15 protein-coding genes and 1 pseudogene are annotated in these 19,041 nt (G+C 46.1%); 14 read left to right on the plus strand and 2 right to left on the minus strand.

All coding sequences use genetic code 11. The features are described 5' to 3' along the window. Positions 1 to 13: 13 nt before the first annotated feature. The 8 genes and pseudogenes from HU824_RS03880 to rpiB all read left to right on the plus strand — a co-directional run bounded on the left by HU824_RS03880 (position 14) and on the right by rpiB (position 10,736). Positions 14 to 1,707: pseudogene (locus HU824_RS03880) on the plus strand (sodium:solute symporter). Between the two features lie 58 nt (positions 1,708 to 1,765). After that, positions 1,766 to 2,443, plus strand: a complete 678-nt coding sequence (locus tag HU824_RS03885; protein ID WP_176468152.1) for an NUDIX domain-containing protein — start codon at positions 1,766 to 1,768, stop codon at positions 2,441 to 2,443. 41 nt (positions 2,444 to 2,484) lie between these two features. Further along, positions 2,485 to 3,171: an L-ribulose-5-phosphate 4-epimerase gene (locus HU824_RS03890; protein ID WP_136009264.1), complete on the plus strand. Its 687-nt coding sequence runs from the start codon at positions 2,485 to 2,487 to the stop codon at positions 3,169 to 3,171. Between the two features lie 38 nt (positions 3,172 to 3,209). Further along, on the plus strand, positions 3,210 to 4,718 hold the full coding sequence (gene araA / locus HU824_RS03895) for an L-arabinose isomerase (protein ID WP_176468153.1): 1,509 nt from the start codon (positions 3,210 to 3,212) through the stop codon (positions 4,716 to 4,718). 124 nt (positions 4,719 to 4,842) lie between these two features. After that, complete coding sequence (locus tag HU824_RS03900; protein ID WP_176468154.1) at positions 4,843 to 6,441, plus strand: xylulokinase; 1,599 nt, start codon at positions 4,843 to 4,845, stop codon at positions 6,439 to 6,441. 24 nt (positions 6,442 to 6,465) lie between these two features. Continuing rightward, the gene (locus HU824_RS03905) at positions 6,466 to 8,010 is read left to right on the plus strand and encodes an alpha-N-arabinofuranosidase (protein WP_176468155.1); all 1,545 of its coding nucleotides are present in this window, start codon (positions 6,466 to 6,468) and stop codon (positions 8,008 to 8,010) included. A 190-nt stretch (positions 8,011 to 8,200) separates the two neighbouring features. Then, entirely contained in the window at positions 8,201 to 10,210 is a 2,010-nt protein-coding gene (locus HU824_RS03910; protein WP_176468156.1) for a transketolase, read from the plus strand. A gap of 91 nt (positions 10,211 to 10,301) precedes the next feature. Beyond that, positions 10,302 to 10,736 carry a ribose 5-phosphate isomerase B gene (rpiB, locus tag HU824_RS03915; RefSeq protein ID WP_136009269.1) on the plus strand — a complete coding sequence of 145 codons (435 nt, stop codon included), beginning with the start codon at positions 10,302 to 10,304 and terminating at the stop codon, positions 10,734 to 10,736. 416 nt (positions 10,737 to 11,152) lie between these two features. Here the strand turns inward: rpiB and HU824_RS03920 are convergent, their stop codons facing one another. Then, on the minus strand, positions 11,153 to 13,846 hold the full coding sequence (locus tag HU824_RS03920) for a leucine-rich repeat protein (protein WP_176468157.1): 2,694 nt from the start codon (positions 13,844 to 13,846) through the stop codon (positions 11,153 to 11,155). A 67-nt stretch (positions 13,847 to 13,913) separates the two neighbouring features. Then, the gene (locus HU824_RS03925; RefSeq protein ID WP_176468158.1) at positions 13,914 to 15,641 is read right to left on the minus strand and encodes a helix-turn-helix domain-containing protein; all 1,728 of its coding nucleotides are present in this window, start codon (positions 15,639 to 15,641) and stop codon (positions 13,914 to 13,916) included. 178 nt (positions 15,642 to 15,819) lie between these two features. Between HU824_RS03925 and HU824_RS03930 the strand changes: the two genes are divergently transcribed. The 6 genes from HU824_RS03930 to HU824_RS03955 are packed head-to-tail and all read left to right on the plus strand — an operon-like array spanning position 15,820 to position 18,956. Further along, positions 15,820 to 16,095: a tetratricopeptide repeat protein gene (locus HU824_RS03930; protein WP_136009272.1), complete on the plus strand. Its 276-nt coding sequence runs from the start codon at positions 15,820 to 15,822 to the stop codon at positions 16,093 to 16,095. A gap of 16 nt (positions 16,096 to 16,111) precedes the next feature. Beyond that, positions 16,112 to 16,339: a ferredoxin family protein gene (locus tag HU824_RS03935; RefSeq protein ID WP_176468159.1), complete on the plus strand. Its 228-nt coding sequence runs from the start codon at positions 16,112 to 16,114 to the stop codon at positions 16,337 to 16,339. Positions 16,340 to 16,358: 19 nt separating this feature from the next. Then, positions 16,359 to 17,444 carry a 3-methyl-2-oxobutanoate dehydrogenase subunit VorB gene (locus tag HU824_RS03940; protein ID WP_176468160.1) on the plus strand — a complete coding sequence of 362 codons (1,086 nt, stop codon included), beginning with the start codon at positions 16,359 to 16,361 and terminating at the stop codon, positions 17,442 to 17,444. Continuing rightward, complete coding sequence (locus HU824_RS03945) at positions 17,441 to 17,614, plus strand: hypothetical protein (RefSeq protein WP_176468161.1); 174 nt, start codon at positions 17,441 to 17,443, stop codon at positions 17,612 to 17,614. The genes HU824_RS03940 and HU824_RS03945 overlap by 4 nt, the downstream gene beginning before the upstream one ends. A 12-nt stretch (positions 17,615 to 17,626) precedes the next feature. Next, the gene (locus tag HU824_RS03950; RefSeq protein ID WP_136009276.1) at positions 17,627 to 18,388 is read left to right on the plus strand and encodes a thiamine pyrophosphate-dependent enzyme; all 762 of its coding nucleotides are present in this window, start codon (positions 17,627 to 17,629) and stop codon (positions 18,386 to 18,388) included. A gap of 22 nt (positions 18,389 to 18,410) precedes the next feature. After that, the gene (locus tag HU824_RS03955; RefSeq protein WP_136009277.1) at positions 18,411 to 18,956 is read left to right on the plus strand and encodes a 2-oxoacid:acceptor oxidoreductase family protein; all 546 of its coding nucleotides are present in this window, start codon (positions 18,411 to 18,413) and stop codon (positions 18,954 to 18,956) included. Positions 18,957 to 19,041 lie beyond the last annotated feature (85 nt).

Here is a 19,041-nt window from a genome sequence, read left to right on the forward strand (position 1 = left end):
ATCATTTATTATCGTGGAGACATTAGATTGGTTAGTCATTGGAATCTTTTTCCTGGCTTTGATTGGAATTATTGTCTGGGTTGTCAAACAGAAACAGAATGACTCAGCAGACTATTTTTTAGGTGGCCGTGATGCCACATGGCTCGCTATCGGTGCATCTATCTTTGCATCCAACATCGGTTCGGAACACTTAATTGGATTAGCCGGCGCCGGTGTTTCCAGCGGTATGGCTATGGCACATTGGGAAATACAAGGCTGGATGATTCTTATCTTAGGTTGGGTATTTGTACCATTCTATTCGCGAAGCATGGTATTCACAATGCCTGAGTTCCTAGAACGCCGTTATAATCCACAGTCACGTACAATATTGTTTGTAATATCTTTAATCAGCTATGTACTGACAAAGGTTGCCGTGACGGTTTATGCTGGAGGATTGGTATTCCAACAAGTATTTGGTATAAAAAAACTTTGGGGAATCGACTTCTTCTGGATTGCCGCCATCGGCCTGGTTATACTGACTGCGCTCTACACAATCTTCGGAGGAATGAAGTCGGTGCTTTACACCTCCGTCTTGCAAACCCCTATCTTGCTGTTAGGTTCACTGATAATCCTTGTACTCGGCTTCAAAGAATTGGGAGGCTGGGATGAGATGATGGGAATCTGCGGTGCAATCACAGTGAACGATTATGGTAACACAATGACAGAACTTATACGCAATAACAACGACCCTAATTTCCCGTGGTTGGGTGCACTGATTGGTTCAGCCATTATCGGATTCTGGTATTGGTGTACAGACCAGTTCATCGTGCAACGCGTACTTTCCGGAAAGAATGAAAAGGAAGCACGACGCGGCACCATTTTCGGAGCTTACCTGAATTATTGCCCGTATTCTTATTCCTTATCCCGGGCATGATTGCTTTCGCATTACACCCAAAATATCTCGGTACAGGAGGAGAAGGTTTTCTGCCTATGTTGGCAAACGGAAATGCCAATGCGGATGCTGCTTTCCCGACTCTAGTAGCAAAATTGCTTCCTGCTGGAGTTAAAGGTTTGGTTGTATGCGGTATTCTTGCAGCACTGATGAGCTCTCTCGCATCTTTGTTCAACTCATCTGCCATGCTTTTCACCATTGACTTCTACAAACGTTTCAAGCCGAACACTTCTGAAAAAAAGCTGGTGGGAATTGGACAGATGGCAACTGTTGTGATTGTGATATCGGGCATACTCTGGATTCCTATTATGCGCAGTGTAGGCGATGTTCTTTACACCTACTTACAAGATGTACAATCTGTATTGGCGCCAGGAATTGCCGCAGCCTTCCTTTTGGGAATCTGCTGGAAACGAACCTCTGCACAAGGCGGTATGTGGGGACTGATTGCCGGAATGATTATCGGTTTAACCCGTTTGGGGGCAAAAGTATATTACAGCAATGCAGGAGATGTGTCAAGTAGTACCTTCAAGTATTTGTTCTATGATATGAACTGGCTGTTTTTCTGCGGATGGATGTTCTTGTTCTGCATCATAGTGGTTATCGCAGTCAGCGTGTTTACAACTGCCCCAAGCGAAGAAAAGATTCAAGGACTGGTATTCGGAACTTCAACTCCCGAACAAAAAGCAGCTACACATGCGAGTTGGAATAAATGGGATATAATTCATACCCTTATCATCCTCGGTATTACAGCAGCTTTTTATTGGTATTTCTGGTAAATCGGTATGTTGCTATGACATAAATCCATACAGCATCCCACTTAATAAAAATCAAGATATGAGTAATTACTATAATTCAAATCCGAAACTTTATGTAGGTATCGACTGCATTATTTTCGGTTTCAATGAAGGAGAGCTGAACCTGCTGTTGCTGAAGCGCAATTTCGAACCGGCAATGGGTGAATGGTCGCTGATGGGAGGATTCGTACAGGAAGGCGAAAGCGTGGATGATGCAGCCAAACGAGTCCTAAATGAACTTACCGGACTGGAAGATGTATATATGGAACAAGTCAAAGCTTTCGGAGCTATAGATCGTGACCCGGGAGAACGCGTAGTCTCCATTGCTTACTATGCGCTCATCAACATCAACGAATACGACAAAGAATCCGTACAACTACATAATGCTTTCTGGGTAAATATCAATGAACTTCCAGCGCTAATCTTTGATCATCCGCAAATGGTGGAACAAGCTCGGAAGTTGATGCAACAAAAAGCGTCCACCGAACCAATCGGCTTTAATCTGCTACCCAAACTGTTCACGCTGTCACAACTGCAAAGCTTATACGAAGCTATATACGGTGAAAATATTGACAAACGGAACTTCCGAAAACGCATAGCAGAAATGGACTATATAGAGAAAACTGACAAGATAGACAAAGCAGGGTCTAAACGTGGGGCTGCCTTATATCAGTTTAATGAGAAGGCATACCGCAAAGCTCCGAAATTCAAACTCTGAGAGCCTAATATTCTACAATTGTAATTAATAATTAAAACAACATGCTGGAAGCACTGAAAGACAAAGTATTCCATGCCAACCTTGAACTGGTGAAGCACGGATTGGTTATCTTCACATGGGGCAACGTATCGGGCATTGACCGCGAGTCCGGTCTGGTAGTCATCAAGCCCAGTGGAGTGAGTTACGATAAAATGAAAGCAGAAGATATGGTGGTGATAGACCTCGACGGTAAAGTCATAGAGGGTAAGTTAAACCCTTCCTCGGACACCCCTACTCATATTGTCCTATACAAAGCATTCCCCAAAATTGGTGGAGTGGTGCATACACATTCCACCTATGCCACAGCCTGGGCACAAGCAGGATGTGACATACCGAATATCGGGACAACACATGCCGATTACTTCCACGACGCCATACCCTGCACAGCAGACATGACGAAGGAGGAAGTGGAAGGAGCGTATGAACTGGAAACGGGAAATGTTATCGTAAAACGCTTTGAGGGGCTAAACCCGGTACATACTCCCGGAGTATTGGTAAAGAACCACGGTCCCTTCTCGTGGGGAAAAGATGCACACGAAGCGGTACATAATGCCGTAGTGATGGAGCAGGTGGCAAAAATGGCCAGTATAGCCTATGCCGTGAATCCCCGCCTGACTATGAATTCGGTGTTGATAGAGAAGCATTTCAGCCGCAAGCACGGTCCTAACGCTTATTATGGACAGAAATAACTATCATTCTTTAAATATAAACTATAAAAATAAATTATATGAACGCATTTGAACAATATGAAGTATGGTTCGTAACCGGAGCACAGCTTTTATACGGAGGTGACGCAGTTATCGCAGTAGACGCACATAGTAATGAAATGGTGAAAGGCCTGAATGATTCCGGAAAACTGCCCGTAAAGGTAGTATATAAAGGTACGGTCAATTCATCCAAAGAAGTAACCGCTGCCTTCAAGGCTGCCAACAACGACGAAAAGTGTATCGGAGTCATCACCTGGATGCACACTTTCTCTCCTGCAAAAATGTGGATTCACGGTTTGCAGGAACTGAAGAAGCCGTTACTACACTTCCATACACAGTTCAACAAGGAGATTCCTTGGGAGACGATGGACATGGATTTCATGAACCTGAACCAATCGGCTCACGGTGACCGCGAATTCGGACACATCGTGACACGTATGCGAAAGAACCGCAAAGTGGTAGTAGGCCACTGGCAGGACGAAAAAGCACAAAACCAGATTGCTGCATGGATGCGTGTAGCTGCCGCATGGGCTGATGCACAAGATATGCTCATCATCCGCTTCGGCGACCAGATGAATAACGTGGCTGTGACGGACGGTGATAAGGTCAGCGCCGAACAAGTATTGGGCTATCATGTGGACTACTATCCCATCAATGATGTAATGACATACTACAACGCGGTCAGCGACGAAGACGTGGAGGCGCTCGTAACAGAATACTTTAAGCTCTACGACCACGCTCCCGAACTGGAAGACACACGTACGGAAGCCTATGCCAAGGTATGGAACTCAGCCAAGGCTGAAATAGCCATTCGCCGCGTGCTGAAAGATACGGACGCCAAAGGCTTCACCACCAACTTCAACGATTTGGGTGACTTTGACCAAATCCCCGGACTGGCCTCACAGCGACTGATGGCGGAAGGTTACGGCTTCGGTGCCGAAGGCGACTGGAAAACCGCAGCACTGTACCGTACCACTTGGGTGATGAGTCAAGGCATGCCGAAGGGGTGCTCTTTCCTCGAAGACTATACGCTGAACTTTGACGGAGAAAAGAGCGCCATCCTGCAGGCGCACATGCTGGAAGTCTGCCCACTGATTGCCGAACAGAAGCCGAAACTGGAAGTACACCGTCTGAGCATCGGTATCGACAGCGAAACAGCCCGCCTGGTATTTACCAGCAAACAAGGTGAAGGTGTAGCCGCCACCATTGTAGATTTGGGAAACCGTTTCCGCCTCATTGTGAACAAAGTAGAATGCGTCAAGAGCAAGCCTCTACCCAAGTTGCCCGTTGCCAGCGCACTGTGGATTCCGATGCCCAACCTCGAAGTTGGCGCCGCAGCCTGGATTCTGGCCGGAGGTACACATCATACCAGCTTCTCCTACGACCTGACGGTGGAGTATTGGGAAGACTTTGCCGAAATGGCCGGCATCGAAATGGTGGTCATTGATGAAAATACCACCATCAGCGAATTCAAAAAAGAACTGCGCATGAATGAAGTCTACTATATGCTGAACAAGGCACTTTGCTGATAATCATTACGGATTACCGATTGCGAATTCCTAATTACACGCACCACAAACGTAACTAGCAATTTGCAATCAGTAATTCGTAGTTTATAATCGTACTATAAATCCATAATTCATCATTAATACCATGAAATTAGATGCAAAATCAACTATTGAAACAGGTAAGGCCATCCTTGGCATAGAACTTGGTTCCACACGAATCAAGGCGGTTTTGATAGACCAGGAAAACAAACCCATCGCCCAAGGAAGCCACACTTGGGAGAATCAGTTAGTCGACGGACTGTGGACATATAGCGTCGAAGCAGTCTGGTATGGATTGCAGGATTGCTACGCAAACCTCCGTACTAATGTAAAAAGCCTTTACGATACAGAGATAGAAACCCTGGCAGCCATCGGTGTCAGTGCCATGATGCACGGCTATATGGCATTCAACGAAAAAGAAGAAATCCTTGTGCCCTTCCGTACCTGGAGAAATACTAATACCGGCCAGGCTGCCGCAGCCCTATCCGAACTATTCATCTATAACATCCCTCTGCGTTGGAGCATTTCCCACCTCTACCAAGCCATTCTGGATAATGAAGAGCACGTTCCATCCATCAATTACCTGACCACCCTTGCAGGGTTTGTCCACTGGCAAATAACCGGCCAAAAGGTACTGGGTATAGGCGATGCCTCCGGTATGCTTCCCATCGATTCTATCACCAAAGACTATTCTTCTGAAATGGTGGATAAGTTCGACAAACTTATTGCTCCGAAAGGATACGACTGGAAGCTTCGAGATATTCTTCCGAAGGTATTGTCGGCCGGTGAAAGCGCAGGTTTCCTTACTCCTGAAGGAGCCAGCCGTCTTGACGTATCAGGACATCTGAAAGCAGGAATTCCCATTTGTCCGCCCGAAGGTGACGCTGGCACCGGCATGGTTGCCACCAACGCTGTAAAGCAGCGTACCGGAAACGTATCGGCAGGCACTTCCTCTTTCTCAATGATTGTATTGGAGAAAGAATTGTCCAAACCCTACAAAATGATTGACATGGTAACCACCCCCGATGGAAGCCTCGTAGCTATGGTACATTGCAACAACTGTACTTCCGACCTCAATGCCTGGATTAATATTTTCAAAGAATATCAGGAACTGATGGGTATTCCCGTAGATATGGACGAAATCTACGGAAAACTCTATAACCACGCCTTGACAGGCAATGCAGACTGCGGAGGGCTCATCTCTTACAACTACATATCAGGCGAACCTATAACGGGACTGGCAGACGGACGCCCACTGTTTGTACGTTCGGCAAGCGACAAGTTCAACCTTGCCAACTTCATGCGCACCCATCTGTATGCTTCAGTGGGAGTCCTCAAAATCGGCAACGACATCCTTTTCAATGAAGAAAAGATTAAAGTAGACAGAATCACCGCTCACGGAGGACTCTTCAAAACCAAAGGAGTAGGCCAGAGAATATTGGCAGCTGCCATCAACTCCCCCATTTCCGTTATGGAAACAGCCGGCGAAGGTGGTGCCTGGGGAATCGCCCTCCTCGCTTCCTACCTTGTAAACAATGGAAACTGCCAATCCCTTGCCGACTTTCTGGATAAGGATGTATTCACTGGAGATGCCGATATAGAAATCTCACCGACAGCCGAAGATGTAAGCGGATTCAACACCTACATCGAAAGATATAAAGCAGGATTACCCATCGAAGAAGCATCAGTAAGATTCAAAAACTAAGTATTTAATAACACTAAAAATCCTATGAACACAAAGTTATTTATCAGTAGCATATTTCTCTCCGCTTCGTTGTCACTCTTCGCACAGAAAAGTACCACTATCACTTTACACACAGACCAGAGCGAGCAAATCATTCCCAAAGAAATCTACGGCCAGTTTGCAGAACATTTGGGAACTTGCATCTATGGCGGACTTTGGGTAGGCGAAAATTCCGATATTCCCAATATCAACGGTTATCGCACCGACGTGTTCAATGCACTGAAAGAGCTCCGCGTACCTGTCCTTCGCTGGCCGGGCGGCTGCTTTGCCGACGAATACCATTGGATGGACGGTATCGGCCCTAAAGAAAACCGTCCCAAAATGGTGAACAACAACTGGGGAGGCACTATCGAAGACAACAGTTTCGGAACCCATGAGTTCCTCAATCTCTGCGAAATGCTGGGTTGTGAGCCCTATATCAGCGGAAACGTAGGTAGTGGTACCGTAGAAGAACTTGCCAAATGGGTAGAATACATGACCTCCGAAGGAGACTCCCCCATGGCACGCCTGCGCCGCCAAAACGGTCGCGATAAGGCCTGGAAAGTGAAATACCTCGGTGTAGGAAACGAAAGCTGGGGTTGCGGTGGAAGCATGCGTCCCGAATATTATGCCGACCTCTACCGCCGCTATTCCACCTACTGCCGCAACTATGACGGCAATAGCCTCTTCAAGATAGCCAGCGGTGCCAGCGACTACGACTATAACTGGACTAAAGTACTGATGGACCGCGTAGGCGGCCGTATGCACGGTCTTTCCTTGCACTACTATACCGTCAGCGGATGGAACGGCAGCAAAGGTGCCGCCACCCAATTCAGCAAAGACGACTATTACTGGACATTGGGTAAATGCCGCGAAATAGAAGATGTCATCAAGAAGCATTGCACCATTATGGATGAATACGACCCTCAAAAGAACGTGGCTCTTATGCTTGACGAATGGGGAACCTGGTGGGACACTGAACCGGGTACCAATCCCGGACATCTGTACCAGCAGAATACATTGCGTGATGCTTTTGTCGCCTCTCTCAGCTTCGACATTTTCCATAAATATACCGACCGTCTGAAAATGGCAAACATAGCCCAAATCGTCAATGTATTGCAATCCATGATTCTGACCAGCGGAAAAGACATGGTGCTCACTCCCACTTATTATGTATTCAAAATGTACAATGTACACCAAGATGCCACCTACATTCCTCTTGAGCTGAACTGCGACATGATGGATGTACGCGGCAACCGCAGAATACCTATGATTAGCGCTACCGCCTCCATAGACCAAAACGGCAAGATACACATTTCCATATCCAACGTAGATGCGGACAATGCACAAGAAGTGACCATCAATCTGTCTGGAACGAAAGCCAAGAAAGCAGTTGGTGAAATATTGACTTCCGACAACCTGACGGACTACAATTCATTTGAAAACCCCGACAATGTGAAACCCGTTCCGTTCAAAGAGGTAAAAATCAATAAAGATATTCTCAAGATTAAACTTCCGGCCAAATCAATCGTTACTATTGAGTTACAGTAAAACTACCGTGCGCTTCACAAAATCAGCTAAATACGTTTAGTATCATTTTAACTGCAAAAAGGCAGTAATACTGATAAAAAAGGCACTCTGCGAGTGTTGTGAATTACGCATAAAGAGTTATCTTTGCCCTTGGAAAACCTACAAGGACAAAATAACCCGTTGATAATATTCAAAATTAATTAGATTCAATATGAACGACAACAAACTTATGAACCGTGCGGCAGACAATATCCGTATCCTTGCTGCATCCATGGTTGAGAAGGCCAACTCCGGACACCCAGGCGGTGCCATGGGTGGTGCTGACTTTGTAAATGTACTCTTCTCAGAGTTCCTAGTATATGATCCTGAAAATCCGGCATGGGAAGGTCGTGACCGTTTTTTCCTCGATCCGGGACACATGTCACCGATGCTTTACTCTACATTGGCTCTGGCCGGCAAGTTCACCCTGGATGAACTGAAAGAATTCCGTCAATGGGGAAGCCCCACTCCGGGACATCCCGAACGTGACATCATGCGCGGTATTGAAAACACCTCCGGTCCGTTGGGGCAAGGTCACACATTTGCAGTCGGTGCAGCCATTGCAGCCAAGTTCATGAAGGCACGTTTCGAAGAAGTAATGCCACAGACCATCTACGCTTATATTTCTGACGGTGGCATTCAGGAAGAGATTTCCCAAGGCTCGGGCCGCATCGCCGGGGCATTGGGGCTGGACAATCTTATCATGTTCTATGATGCCAACGACATTCAACTTTCTACCGAAACAAAGGACGTGACCATCGAAGATACCGGCAAGAAATATGAAGCTTGGGGCTGGAAAGTCATTAAAATCAATGGTAACGATTCCGATGCCATCCGCGGTGCACTGAACGAAGCCAAAGCAGAGAAAGAGCGTCCGACGCTGATTATCGGCCATACCATAATGGGCAAGGGTGCCCGCAAGGAAGACGGCAGCAGCTACGAGGCCAATTGTGCCACTCACGGTGCTCCTCTGGGCGGCGACGCTTATGTAAACACTATCAAGAATTTGGGTGGTGACCCGACAAATCCGTTTGTCATCTTCCCCGAAGTGGCCGAGCTATATGCCAAGCGTGCAGCTGAGCTGAAGAAAATCATGGCTGAAAAGTATGCAGCCAAAGCCGCATGGACAAAGGCTAACCCGGAAAAGGCAGCCAAACTGGAAATGTTCTTCTCCGGTAAAGTTCCCGAAGTGAATTGGTCCGCCATCGAACAGAAAGCAGGCGTTGCCACGCGTGCAGCATCCGCTACTGTACTCGGTGCTCTCGCCACTCAAGTAGAAAATATGATTGTTGCTTCCGCTGACCTTTCCAATTCTGACAAGACAGACGGATTCCTCAAGAAAACACATGCCTTCAAGAAAAATGACTTCAGCGGTGCATTCTTCCAGGCTGGTGTTGCCGAGCTGACTATGGCTTGCTGCTGTATCGGTATGGCACTGCACGGTGGTGTAATTCCCGCTTGCGGAACATTCTTCGTATTCTCCGATTACATGAAACCTGCTATACGTATGGCAGCCTTGATGGAAGTTCCCGTGAAGTTCATCTGGACACACGATGCCTTCCGTGTAGGTGAAGACGGTCCTACCCACGAACCAGTAGAACAAGAAGTCCAAATCCGCTTGATGGAAAAACTAAAAAACCACAAGGGACACAATTCGATGTTGGTACTCCGTCCGGCAGATGCAGAAGAAACAACTATGGCATGGAAACTGGCAATGGAAAACACCACGACCCCAACCGGTTTGATTTTCTCCCGCCAGAATATCGCCAACCTGCCCGAAGGCAATGATTACGAACAAGCTGCCAAAGGCGCTTATATCGTAGCCGGATCTGATGAAAATCCGAATGTAATCCTCGTTGCTTCAGGCTCGGAAGTTGCCACATTGGTAGCCGGCGCTGAATTACTGCGCAAGGATGGCGTCAAGGTACGTATCGTGTCCGTTCCTTCAGAAGGTCTGTTCCGTAGCCAGGCTCCGGGATATCAAGAAAGCATTATCCCGTGTGGCACCAAGGTATTCGGCTTGACAGCCGGTCTGCCCGTCACACTGCAAGGGCTGGTAGGTCCGCGCGGTAAAGTATGGGGATTGGAATCATTTGGATTCTCTGCACCTTATAAAGTGCTGGACGAAAAGCTTGGTTTCACTGCCGAGAACGTTTACAAGCAAGTAAAAACAATGTTATAATCATTAACCGATGTGCTGATGTGCTGGTTGCCTGCGCCCCACAAGCTGCAGGCATCAGCACATTGGCATATTAATATATTAACTGACTATTATGAAAACAATAGGAATCTGTTCCGACCATGCAGGCTTCGAATTGAAGGAATATGTCCGCGGCTGGTTGGAAGCCAAAGGCTGGGCTTACAAGGACTTCGGGACTTACTCTACCGAGAGTTGCGACTATCCCGACTTTGCACATCCGCTGGCACTGGCCGTTGAAACCGGAGAGTGTTATCCGGGAATTGCCATCTGCGGAAGCGGCGAAGGCATCAGTATGACGCTGAACAAACACCAAGGCATCCGCGCCGCTCTCTGCTGGAAGCCCGAGATAGCCCGTCTGGCACGCCAACACAACAATGCCAACGTGCTTGTCATGCCGGGACGTTTCATCTCTACGGAAGAAGCCGACAAAATTATGAGGGAATTCTTTCAAACGGATTTCGAAGGTGGACGCCATCAAAAGCGAATTGACAAGATACCTGTCAAATAACCACGCTTTGGAGTTATAAAAATACATTAAGATAACTATGTGCCATCTTTAGATATGGAACAACATGGATGATTCCATTCCAAGAGCACTAACTATAAGAGGTATGTCAAACTCTAACAAGATATACCATTCTGCCATTCAGAATGTAATGAAGCATCTCCTCTCCTACTCACAACAAGGATAGATTAACTTCATTCAAATCAATAATAATGATGATTTTTTAGTTTTGACACACACTCTTATAGTTAATGCTCATTCGATATGACTCACGTGAATAACTACTGTTCTCATAAAAGAAAACGTTGTTCAGCTTGAAGTAACCGTTTTCTTTATAAATAGATATCATATAGAATAAGGTTTAAGGGCACTGTAAATCTGTGTACCTGTATTTTATTCTATATAAGCTCTAATATATATCACATCTTTTCAATAATCTTCTTGAATCTATTATACTGAAAATCTCCTGAATGCCGTTTCCACTCTTGATTGTCCCCCACAAGAGTCTTGGTTACAACGATTTCTCCATAGCCTAATGATAGTTCAATATGGGAAGTATCTACCGATTCGAACAAACAGGCACCGACAGAATCCAACCCGGGATGGTCGACCGCTGTACATAACTCGACACACAAAAGCCCGGAACACTCACTAAACACTCGTGAGCCCAGCTTTTTTACGGCAGGTAATATAACATTTTCAAGTGAAGTACACTTCCAGAAGACATGAGTATCACATGTTTCCGCTTTCGGCAAAACTATTGTCGCAAGTGAAGCACATTCCGCGAATGCCATATTCTCAACAGATACAGCCTCTGGCAGGTCTACCGTTTCCAACAGTGTACAATTCCTAAAAACATATCCACCTATTGTTGTAACCTTGGGCAAGCTGGCCTCCCGAAGAGATTGACAAAGTGAAAAAAGACCAGTCTCCAATGATGTAACTTTACTCAACGACACAACAGTAAGTCCCGTGCAGCCCTCAAAAACATTCACACCGGTAAATGTTTCCAACTTTGGGAATAACACATCTGACAAAGATACCAGCGACGTACAGTTTTTAAATCCACATTCACCTATTGCCTTCACCTCCGGAAAGACAATGTCGACCAGAGCGCTGCAATCGCAAAATGTGTAACGTTTTATTTCAGTAATACCGGGAAGAGAAACACTCTCAAGCGATGAACACTCGATAAATGCAGATTCTTCAACGGTTGTGACCGAGGAGGATGCAAACTTCTTCAAACTAATACAACTGTAAAATGCACTCTTGCCAATCGTTTTCAGAGCAGGCATATCGATTTCCTCCAAAGCCGCACAATTATTGAATGCCAATTCTCCAATAGCAACTACTTTGGGTGCCGAAATTTTCGTAAGAGATGTGTCAGGCTCATCCCAACGGTGGTTCAAAGCCTTGTCCGGTATTGAAACAGCACTATTAAGAGTCAATTCTTGCAGTCCTTTCAGTTGTCCCACAATATAGTCATAGTCATCTTTATTCAATGTACCGTCCACAACAAGCGTTCGTATTATTTCCGGAGTGACACCGGACAATCGTTTTTCAACAGCCGCCTGCAATCCACCTTCAGCCACTGTTTCCTTTAAAACTAAATCCATTCTACCGCATCTGACAGGACGTGAAGAAGTAATCTCCCTTCCTCTATTATCAATAACTGTAACACGAACAATAGCGCATGAACCTACAACTGCCGCCGAAATAGGAGTGATTATTATCGCTGCATCATTGTTATAGGTTCCATTGGTAAATGTCGGCTTGATTATTTCAATCTCCCAGCCCGATGAACCTGCACGAGTGACAATACCCCCGGGAGTTATGACATCAGCAATAATGGCAGAAAAAAAGCCTTCTTTTAATCCCGAAGAGAAATTAACTGCGATAGTCGTTTTCTGATTGATTTCCATCACTTCATTATTCTCCGAGACATCACCGATTGAAAACGAAATATCCGATTGTTTAGGTAATGTAATCTTAGTCTTTCCATCGGCAAGAGTTAGCACAACATAATCTGCATTCGAGTTATCTATATCCTTGAACATACTATCACCCTGATTTCCGGTTGCTTTTACGCCCGTCGAAGTGTAGGTTTTTCCTCCGTCAATGGAAATCTCCCATTCGTTGGTATTATCATTAATACGGACTTGCGGCGCTACCGCATCCAGTCCCTTATCTCCTTGTGCTTTTACACCAGTATCAGTAGTGCCAATCCACCAATTGCCATTATCACCGATGTAAGGGCTTAAACCGGAAACGCCCTGCTCCCCTTGTGCTTTTACACCAGTGTCAGTAGTACCAATCCACCAATTGCCGTTATCACCGATGTAAGGGCTTAAACCGGAAATGCCCTGCTCTCCTTGTGCTTTTACACCAGTGTCAGTAGTACCAATCCACCAATTGCCGTTATCACCGATATAAGGGCTTAAACCGGAAACGCCCTGCTCTCCTTGTGCTTTTACACCAGTATCAGTAGTACCAACCCACCAATTGCCGTTATCACCGATGTAAGGGTTCAGGCCGTTATTTCCGTCAACACCATCTTCACCATCAGCGCCATCTTCACCATCAACCCCGTCTTTACCATTATTCCCGGTGGCGCGTACCATATCACCATCCGCATCAGTCAACCAATCCGTATTTCCATCCTGCGTTTGAACAGTCCAATAATAAAAACCATCAGAATACTTGGCTACACCTATTATAGGGGTATAACCGTCAATACCATCTTCACCGTCAATACCATCCTTTCCATTCCGGATAATGATGTTTCCACCTTTGTAAAATGTAATCCTATAACCATCCTCAAGAGTCTCCACCCCGGTTACATAATCTTTGTTTTCCAGAGCTGTTATTAATCCTTTCAACGAAATAATTTCACTGTTAACGGTTGAGCACCATTCTTCAAGTTTTGTAACTCTGTCTTCCACCTTATCCAGACGGTCCTTGATTTCACTGTCATCATATTGATCACTACATGATGAAATGGAAAATAAGCTCCATCCAGTTAACACGACAATACTTAAAAATCCGAATACATTTTTCATAAACTCTTCAATTGTTGTTTTTTCTTTTTGGAACAAAAATACAGAAACCGGCATTCAGTTCCTTTTCCTATGCGCAATTCTTCATTTACTATACGCAAACCTCTGCTTAACAACAAAAAAACTATTTCGAACCCACCAGCTTTCGATATTCACCAGGAGTAATGTCATAATAATTACGATAATACTTCGTGAAAGTACTTTGCGACTGAAACCCACATGCCATCCCTATTTCTTCCAAAGACATTTCGGTATGTTGATCCAACAAACGACGCGCACGCTTCACACGCATTTCTGCTACAAACAATGACACACTTTTTCCTTGCGTACAGGTAGAAATGGCTTCTGCCACATACGTACGGTTTGTATTCAGTAACGCAGCCAGCTCATCACGCCCCAACCTAGGACGCGACAGTACTTTTTCATCAGACAGCAACATTTGTATCTGTCTGAAAAGTTGCTTTTCGCGCGACACCTCCCCGCCCTTAGGCAACACTGTTTCCACAAAAGTACATGCTTCCATAGCACGCTCTTCCGCCTCTTCCTGGCTACGTATACGCTCCACCAATTCCCGGTTCTTCCGGCGCAAGCGGTAAAAATGCACCATCAACAAGAGACAAATAAGAAATATCATCACACTTACCACAGCTATGCACACAACCAGTACACAAGCTTTCTTATGCTCAGCTTGTACCACTCTTTTCTCCTGCTCCAACTCGTTCAAACGGAAAAGTTTCGTAATACGCTCAAGCCGCAAATTAGAATCTGTCATTTGTGAACTGTCTGCTGCAAGGGCATATAAATGGAAATACTCGGCAGCCTCCGCAGACAAGTTTTCCAAGCGCTTCACTTCGGCCAATGTACGGCAATACCGTGCTATCCTAGAGTGGTTATTTTGCTGCAAACTATCATCGACCAGCATCTTCAGAATCCTGTCTGCTTCAGAATAGTTACCTACTAACCGTTCATAACGAGCCAATGTATATTGCAGCTCTTCTTGCTGCGAAGCATCCGCATATACCTTATTATAATAGAGCATACTGTCTCGCTGGACAGCAGCAGCCTTCGCATCCTTCATATTGATGAAGATCTTCAGACGATACATAGCCTGCTGCACACGGAGTACCGGATTGACGGCAATGCCTTTCTTCTGCTCCCACGAACGGATATGACAAGGCAATGAATCGCTCAAGGCCAAAGCACCCGCCCAATCATTACGCACCAGCAGAATAGAAATCAAATTAAATCCGCAACGTGCCACCTTGCCCGGTACATCCAAATCAGCAAAACACCCCATGGCACATCGGTAATGGCGTTCTGCCTCGTCAAGCTGCCCGTTATTCAAATAACACTGCGCAAAATAAAAATGAGAAATAGCCATGCCCATAGGGTGATTGTGCCGCTGAGCATAGGCCGACATTTCCCGCAACGAAAGAACCGCCTCCACATAATCTCCCCACTTCAACAAACAATCCGGCAACCGTCCCCAAGTCTCGTATAGCAAAGAATCCTCATCCATTTCCTGATAATAACGCACCAGCCTATCACACGCTTGCCGATACTCCTCCTTCTCTTTCCTCACTTCATAATATGAAAGCAAGGCCACCCTGAAGACGTAATCGAAATGAGCGTTTCGTATAGCCTCTGCCCGTTGCAACCCACACTGTCTCAACTCCAGAAAAACAGAAGACCTGATGCTGTCATACATCTGCATGGATAAGGCATAGAGAGTACTGTCGCCAAAATAGCCACCTTGATTGGCAGACAAACGACCGGCCACCAAAGAGACGACAACCATAAAAAAAACAATTTTATACTTACGCATTACTTCCGCCTTCCCAAACAGTTTCATTCCACTTCATTGTTTCCAAATGCCGCACATATCGGCTATACACATTGATTATACAGAACAAAAGTAACCAATTAGAGATAAATAGCACACTTTTTCCTGCAAAATTCAACCCTAAGATATGCTTTGTCTTCAAATAAAAACTATCTTTGTGGTTCAGTAACCCGGATATTGTTTAAATATGGAACGATTGAATACCATAAAAGAGCTTATTAACCAGGGAAAGGTGGAGCAAGCCATTCAGCAGCTTGACGAAATACTGCAAACAGACTTTTCTGGCAAAGACGAAGCTTACTACCTGCGGGGAAATGCCTATCGGAAACAAGGCAACTGGCAACAAGCACTGAACAATTATCAGTATGCCATCGACCTGAACCCCGAAAGCCCGGCAAAACATGCCCATCAAATGGCTATGGACATCCTGAACTTCTACAACAAGGATATGTACAATCAATAAATAAAGAACGTAAATTATGGCAAAAATCAAAGGAGCAATCGTAGTAGACACCGAACGTTGCAAAGGCTGCAACTTGTGTGTGGTAGCGTGTCCGCTCAACGTAATAGCCCTCACCAAGGAGGTGAATGTGAAAGGGTATAACTATGCCCAACAGATATTGGAAGATACCTGCAACGGCTGCGCCTCGTGCGCCACAGTATGTCCGGACGGATGTATCTCTGTATATAAAATAAAAGTAGAATAAACCTGTAAATCAGCAGAATATGGCAGAAGAAGTTGTATTAATGAAAGGAAACGAAGCCATCGCCCACGCAGCTATCCGTTGCGGTGCAGACGGTTACTTCGGATATCCCATTACTCCGCAATCGGAAGTATTGGAAACTCTTGCCGAACTGAAACCCTGGGAAACGACCGGCATGGTGGTTCTTCAGGCAGAAAGTGAAGTGGCAGCTATCAATATGGTGTACGGCGGTGCCGGAAGTGGAAAAATGGTCATGACCTCCTCCTCCAGCCCCGGTGTCAGCCTGAAGCAGGAAGGCATCTCTTATCTGGCAGGTGCCGAGCTGCCTTGCTTGATTGTAAACGTTATGCGCGGCGGTCCCGGTCTGGGAACTATCCAACCGAGCCAGGCCGACTATTTCCAGACAGTAAAAGGAGGCGGTCACGGTGACTATCGTCTGATTGCCCTTGCTCCGGCTTCCGTACAGGAAATGGCAGATTTTGTAGGACTGGCATTCGAACTTGCCTTCAAATACCGTAACCCTGCAATCATCCTTGCCGACGGTGTCATCGGCCAGATGATGGAAAAAGTAGTGCTTCCGGCACAAAAGCCACGCCGCACCGATGCGGAAGTCATCGAACAATGCCCATGGGCCACTACCGGCAGAACCAACGGACGCAAGCCCAACATCATCACCTCGTTAGAACTGAAACCGGAAGAAATGGAAAAAAACAACATCCGCTTCCAAAACAAATACAAGCAGATTGAAGAGAATGAGGTTCGCTTCGAGGAAATTCATTGCGATGATGCCGACTACCTGATTGTAGCCTTCGGTTCCATGGCACGCATCGGGCAGAAAGCAATGGAACTGGCACGCGAAGAAGGAATCAAGGTAGGTATGCTCCGCCCCATCACGTTGTGGCCATTCCCAACCAAAGCCATTGCCGCATATGCCGACAAGGTAAAAGGCATGCTTGTTACAGAATTAAATGCCGGACAGATGGTGGAAGATGTCCGCCTGGCCGTGAACGGTAAAGTGAAAGTGGAACATTTCGGACGCCTCGGCGGCATTGTTCCCGATCCGGATGAGATAGTAGATGCATTGAAAGAAAAACTGATTGAAAAATGAATCCTGATAAAATAAGAAACGTACTGAACATTCTCTTCATGGCACTTGCCTTGGCGGCTATCATTATATATTTTGCAGCAAAAGATGACTTCAAACTGTTCATCTACGTCTGCGGTGCAGCAATATTCGTCAAGCTGATGGAGTTTTTCATACGGTTCACCAACAGATAAGGAGAAGTGATTATGACAAAAGAAGATATTATAAAGCCCGAGAATCTGGTTGCCAAAAAACCGACTCTGATGAACGATAATCCCATGCACTACTGCCCGGGATGCAGCCACGGCGTAGTTCATAAACTCGTAGCCGAGGTTATCGAAGAAATGGGACTGGAAGACAAAGCAATAGGCATCTCCCCCGTAGGATGTGCCGTGTTCATCTATAATTATATAGACATCGACTGGCAGGAAGCCGCCCACGGACGTGCACCCGCACTTGCCACTGCCATCAAGCGCCTTTGGCCGGACCGTCTGGTGTTCACTTACCAAGGAGACGGCGACTTGGCTTGTATCGGTACTGCCGAGACCATCCACGCCTTGAACCGCGGCGAAAACATCACCATCATCTTCATCAACAATGCCATCTATGGTATGACCGGGGGACAAATGGCTCCCACTACCCTTGTAGGCATGAAGACGGCGACCAGCCCTTACGGACGCGACGTGCATCTGCACGGCTATCCGCTGAAGATGGCCGATATTGCCGCACAACTGGAAGGAACCGCTTATGTGACACGCCAAAGCGTACAGTCTGTTCCCGCCATCCGCAAAGCGAAAAAGGCTATCCGCAAAGCATTCGAGAACTCTATGGCAGGCAAAGGCTCCAACCTTGTGGAAATCGTTTCCACCTGCAACTCCGGCTGGAAGATGTCTCCTGCGAAATCCAATGAATGGATGGTAGAGAACATGTTCCCCTTCTATCCGCTGGGCGACCTGAAAGATAAATAATCATGCTAAAGACAGAAGAACAATGAAAGAAGAAATCATTATAGCAGGCTTCGGTGGGCAAGGTGTATTGTCCATGGGAAAGATTCTGGCATATTCCGGACTAATGGAAGGCAAAGAAGTAACTTGGATGCCGGCTTACGGACCGGAACAGCGCGGTGGCACAGCAAACGTGACCGTTATTGTAAGTGATGAGAAAATCTCCTCACCCATCCTCAGCAAGTACGATGCCGCCATCATCCTGAACCAGCCGTCATTGGAGAAGTTCGAGGGCAAAGTGAAGCCCGGCGGCATACTCATCTACGACGGCTACGGCATCATCCATCCGCCTACGCGCAAGGACATCCACGTCTATCGCATCGACGCCATGGATGCCGCCAATGAAATGAACAACGCCAAAGCGTTCAACATGATTGTTTTAGGCGGATTATTAAAACTAAAACCGATGGTCGCACTGGAAAGCGTGCTCAAGGGACTGAAGAAAACACTTCCCGAACGTCACCACCACTTGATACCGATGAACGAAGAAGCTATCAAGAAAGGAATGGAACTTATTCAGGAAATGAAATGAAAAGCTATATAAAGCCACTTCCCATAAGGAGGGACTTCATGCCAGAATAAAGGACAAAGGAAAAACGGATATGCCCTTGTGATAT

Origin of the sequence: Bacteroides sp. L10-4 (genome assembly GCF_013373675.1) — a bacterium.
GTDB classification, from domain to species: Bacteria; Bacteroidota; Bacteroidia; order Bacteroidales; family Bacteroidaceae; genus Bacteroides; species Bacteroides muris.

What these genes read in the sequence shown, in the direction of transcription:
- HU824_RS03885 (WP_176468152.1), top strand. Translation starts at nt 1,766, where the DNA reads ATGAGTAATTACTATAATTCAAATCCGAAACTTTATGTAGGTATCGAC.
- HU824_RS03890 (WP_136009264.1), top strand. Translation starts at nt 2,485, where the DNA reads ATGCTGGAAGCACTGAAAGACAAAGTATTCCATGCCAACCTTGAACTG.
- araA (WP_176468153.1), top strand. Translation starts at nt 3,210, where the DNA reads ATGAACGCATTTGAACAATATGAAGTATGGTTCGTAACCGGAGCACAG.
- HU824_RS03900 (WP_176468154.1), top strand. Translation starts at nt 4,843, where the DNA reads ATGAAATTAGATGCAAAATCAACTATTGAAACAGGTAAGGCCATCCTT.
- HU824_RS03905 (WP_176468155.1), top strand. Translation starts at nt 6,466, where the DNA reads ATGAACACAAAGTTATTTATCAGTAGCATATTTCTCTCCGCTTCGTTG.
- HU824_RS03910 (WP_176468156.1), top strand. Translation starts at nt 8,201, where the DNA reads ATGAACGACAACAAACTTATGAACCGTGCGGCAGACAATATCCGTATC.
- rpiB (WP_136009269.1), top strand. Translation starts at nt 10,302, where the DNA reads ATGAAAACAATAGGAATCTGTTCCGACCATGCAGGCTTCGAATTGAAG.
- HU824_RS03920 (WP_176468157.1), bottom strand. Translation starts at nt 13,846, where the DNA reads ATGCCGGTTTCTGTATTTTTGTTCCAAAAAGAAAAAACAACAATTGAA.
- HU824_RS03925 (WP_176468158.1), bottom strand. Translation starts at nt 15,641, where the DNA reads ATGAAACTGTTTGGGAAGGCGGAAGTAATGCGTAAGTATAAAATTGTT.
- HU824_RS03930 (WP_136009272.1), top strand. Translation starts at nt 15,820, where the DNA reads ATGGAACGATTGAATACCATAAAAGAGCTTATTAACCAGGGAAAGGTG.
- HU824_RS03935 (WP_176468159.1), top strand. Translation starts at nt 16,112, where the DNA reads ATGGCAAAAATCAAAGGAGCAATCGTAGTAGACACCGAACGTTGCAAA.
- HU824_RS03940 (WP_176468160.1), top strand. Translation starts at nt 16,359, where the DNA reads ATGGCAGAAGAAGTTGTATTAATGAAAGGAAACGAAGCCATCGCCCAC.
- HU824_RS03945 (WP_176468161.1), top strand. Translation starts at nt 17,441, where the DNA reads ATGAATCCTGATAAAATAAGAAACGTACTGAACATTCTCTTCATGGCA.
- HU824_RS03950 (WP_136009276.1), top strand. Translation starts at nt 17,627, where the DNA reads ATGACAAAAGAAGATATTATAAAGCCCGAGAATCTGGTTGCCAAAAAA.
- HU824_RS03955 (WP_136009277.1), top strand. Translation starts at nt 18,411, where the DNA reads ATGAAAGAAGAAATCATTATAGCAGGCTTCGGTGGGCAAGGTGTATTG.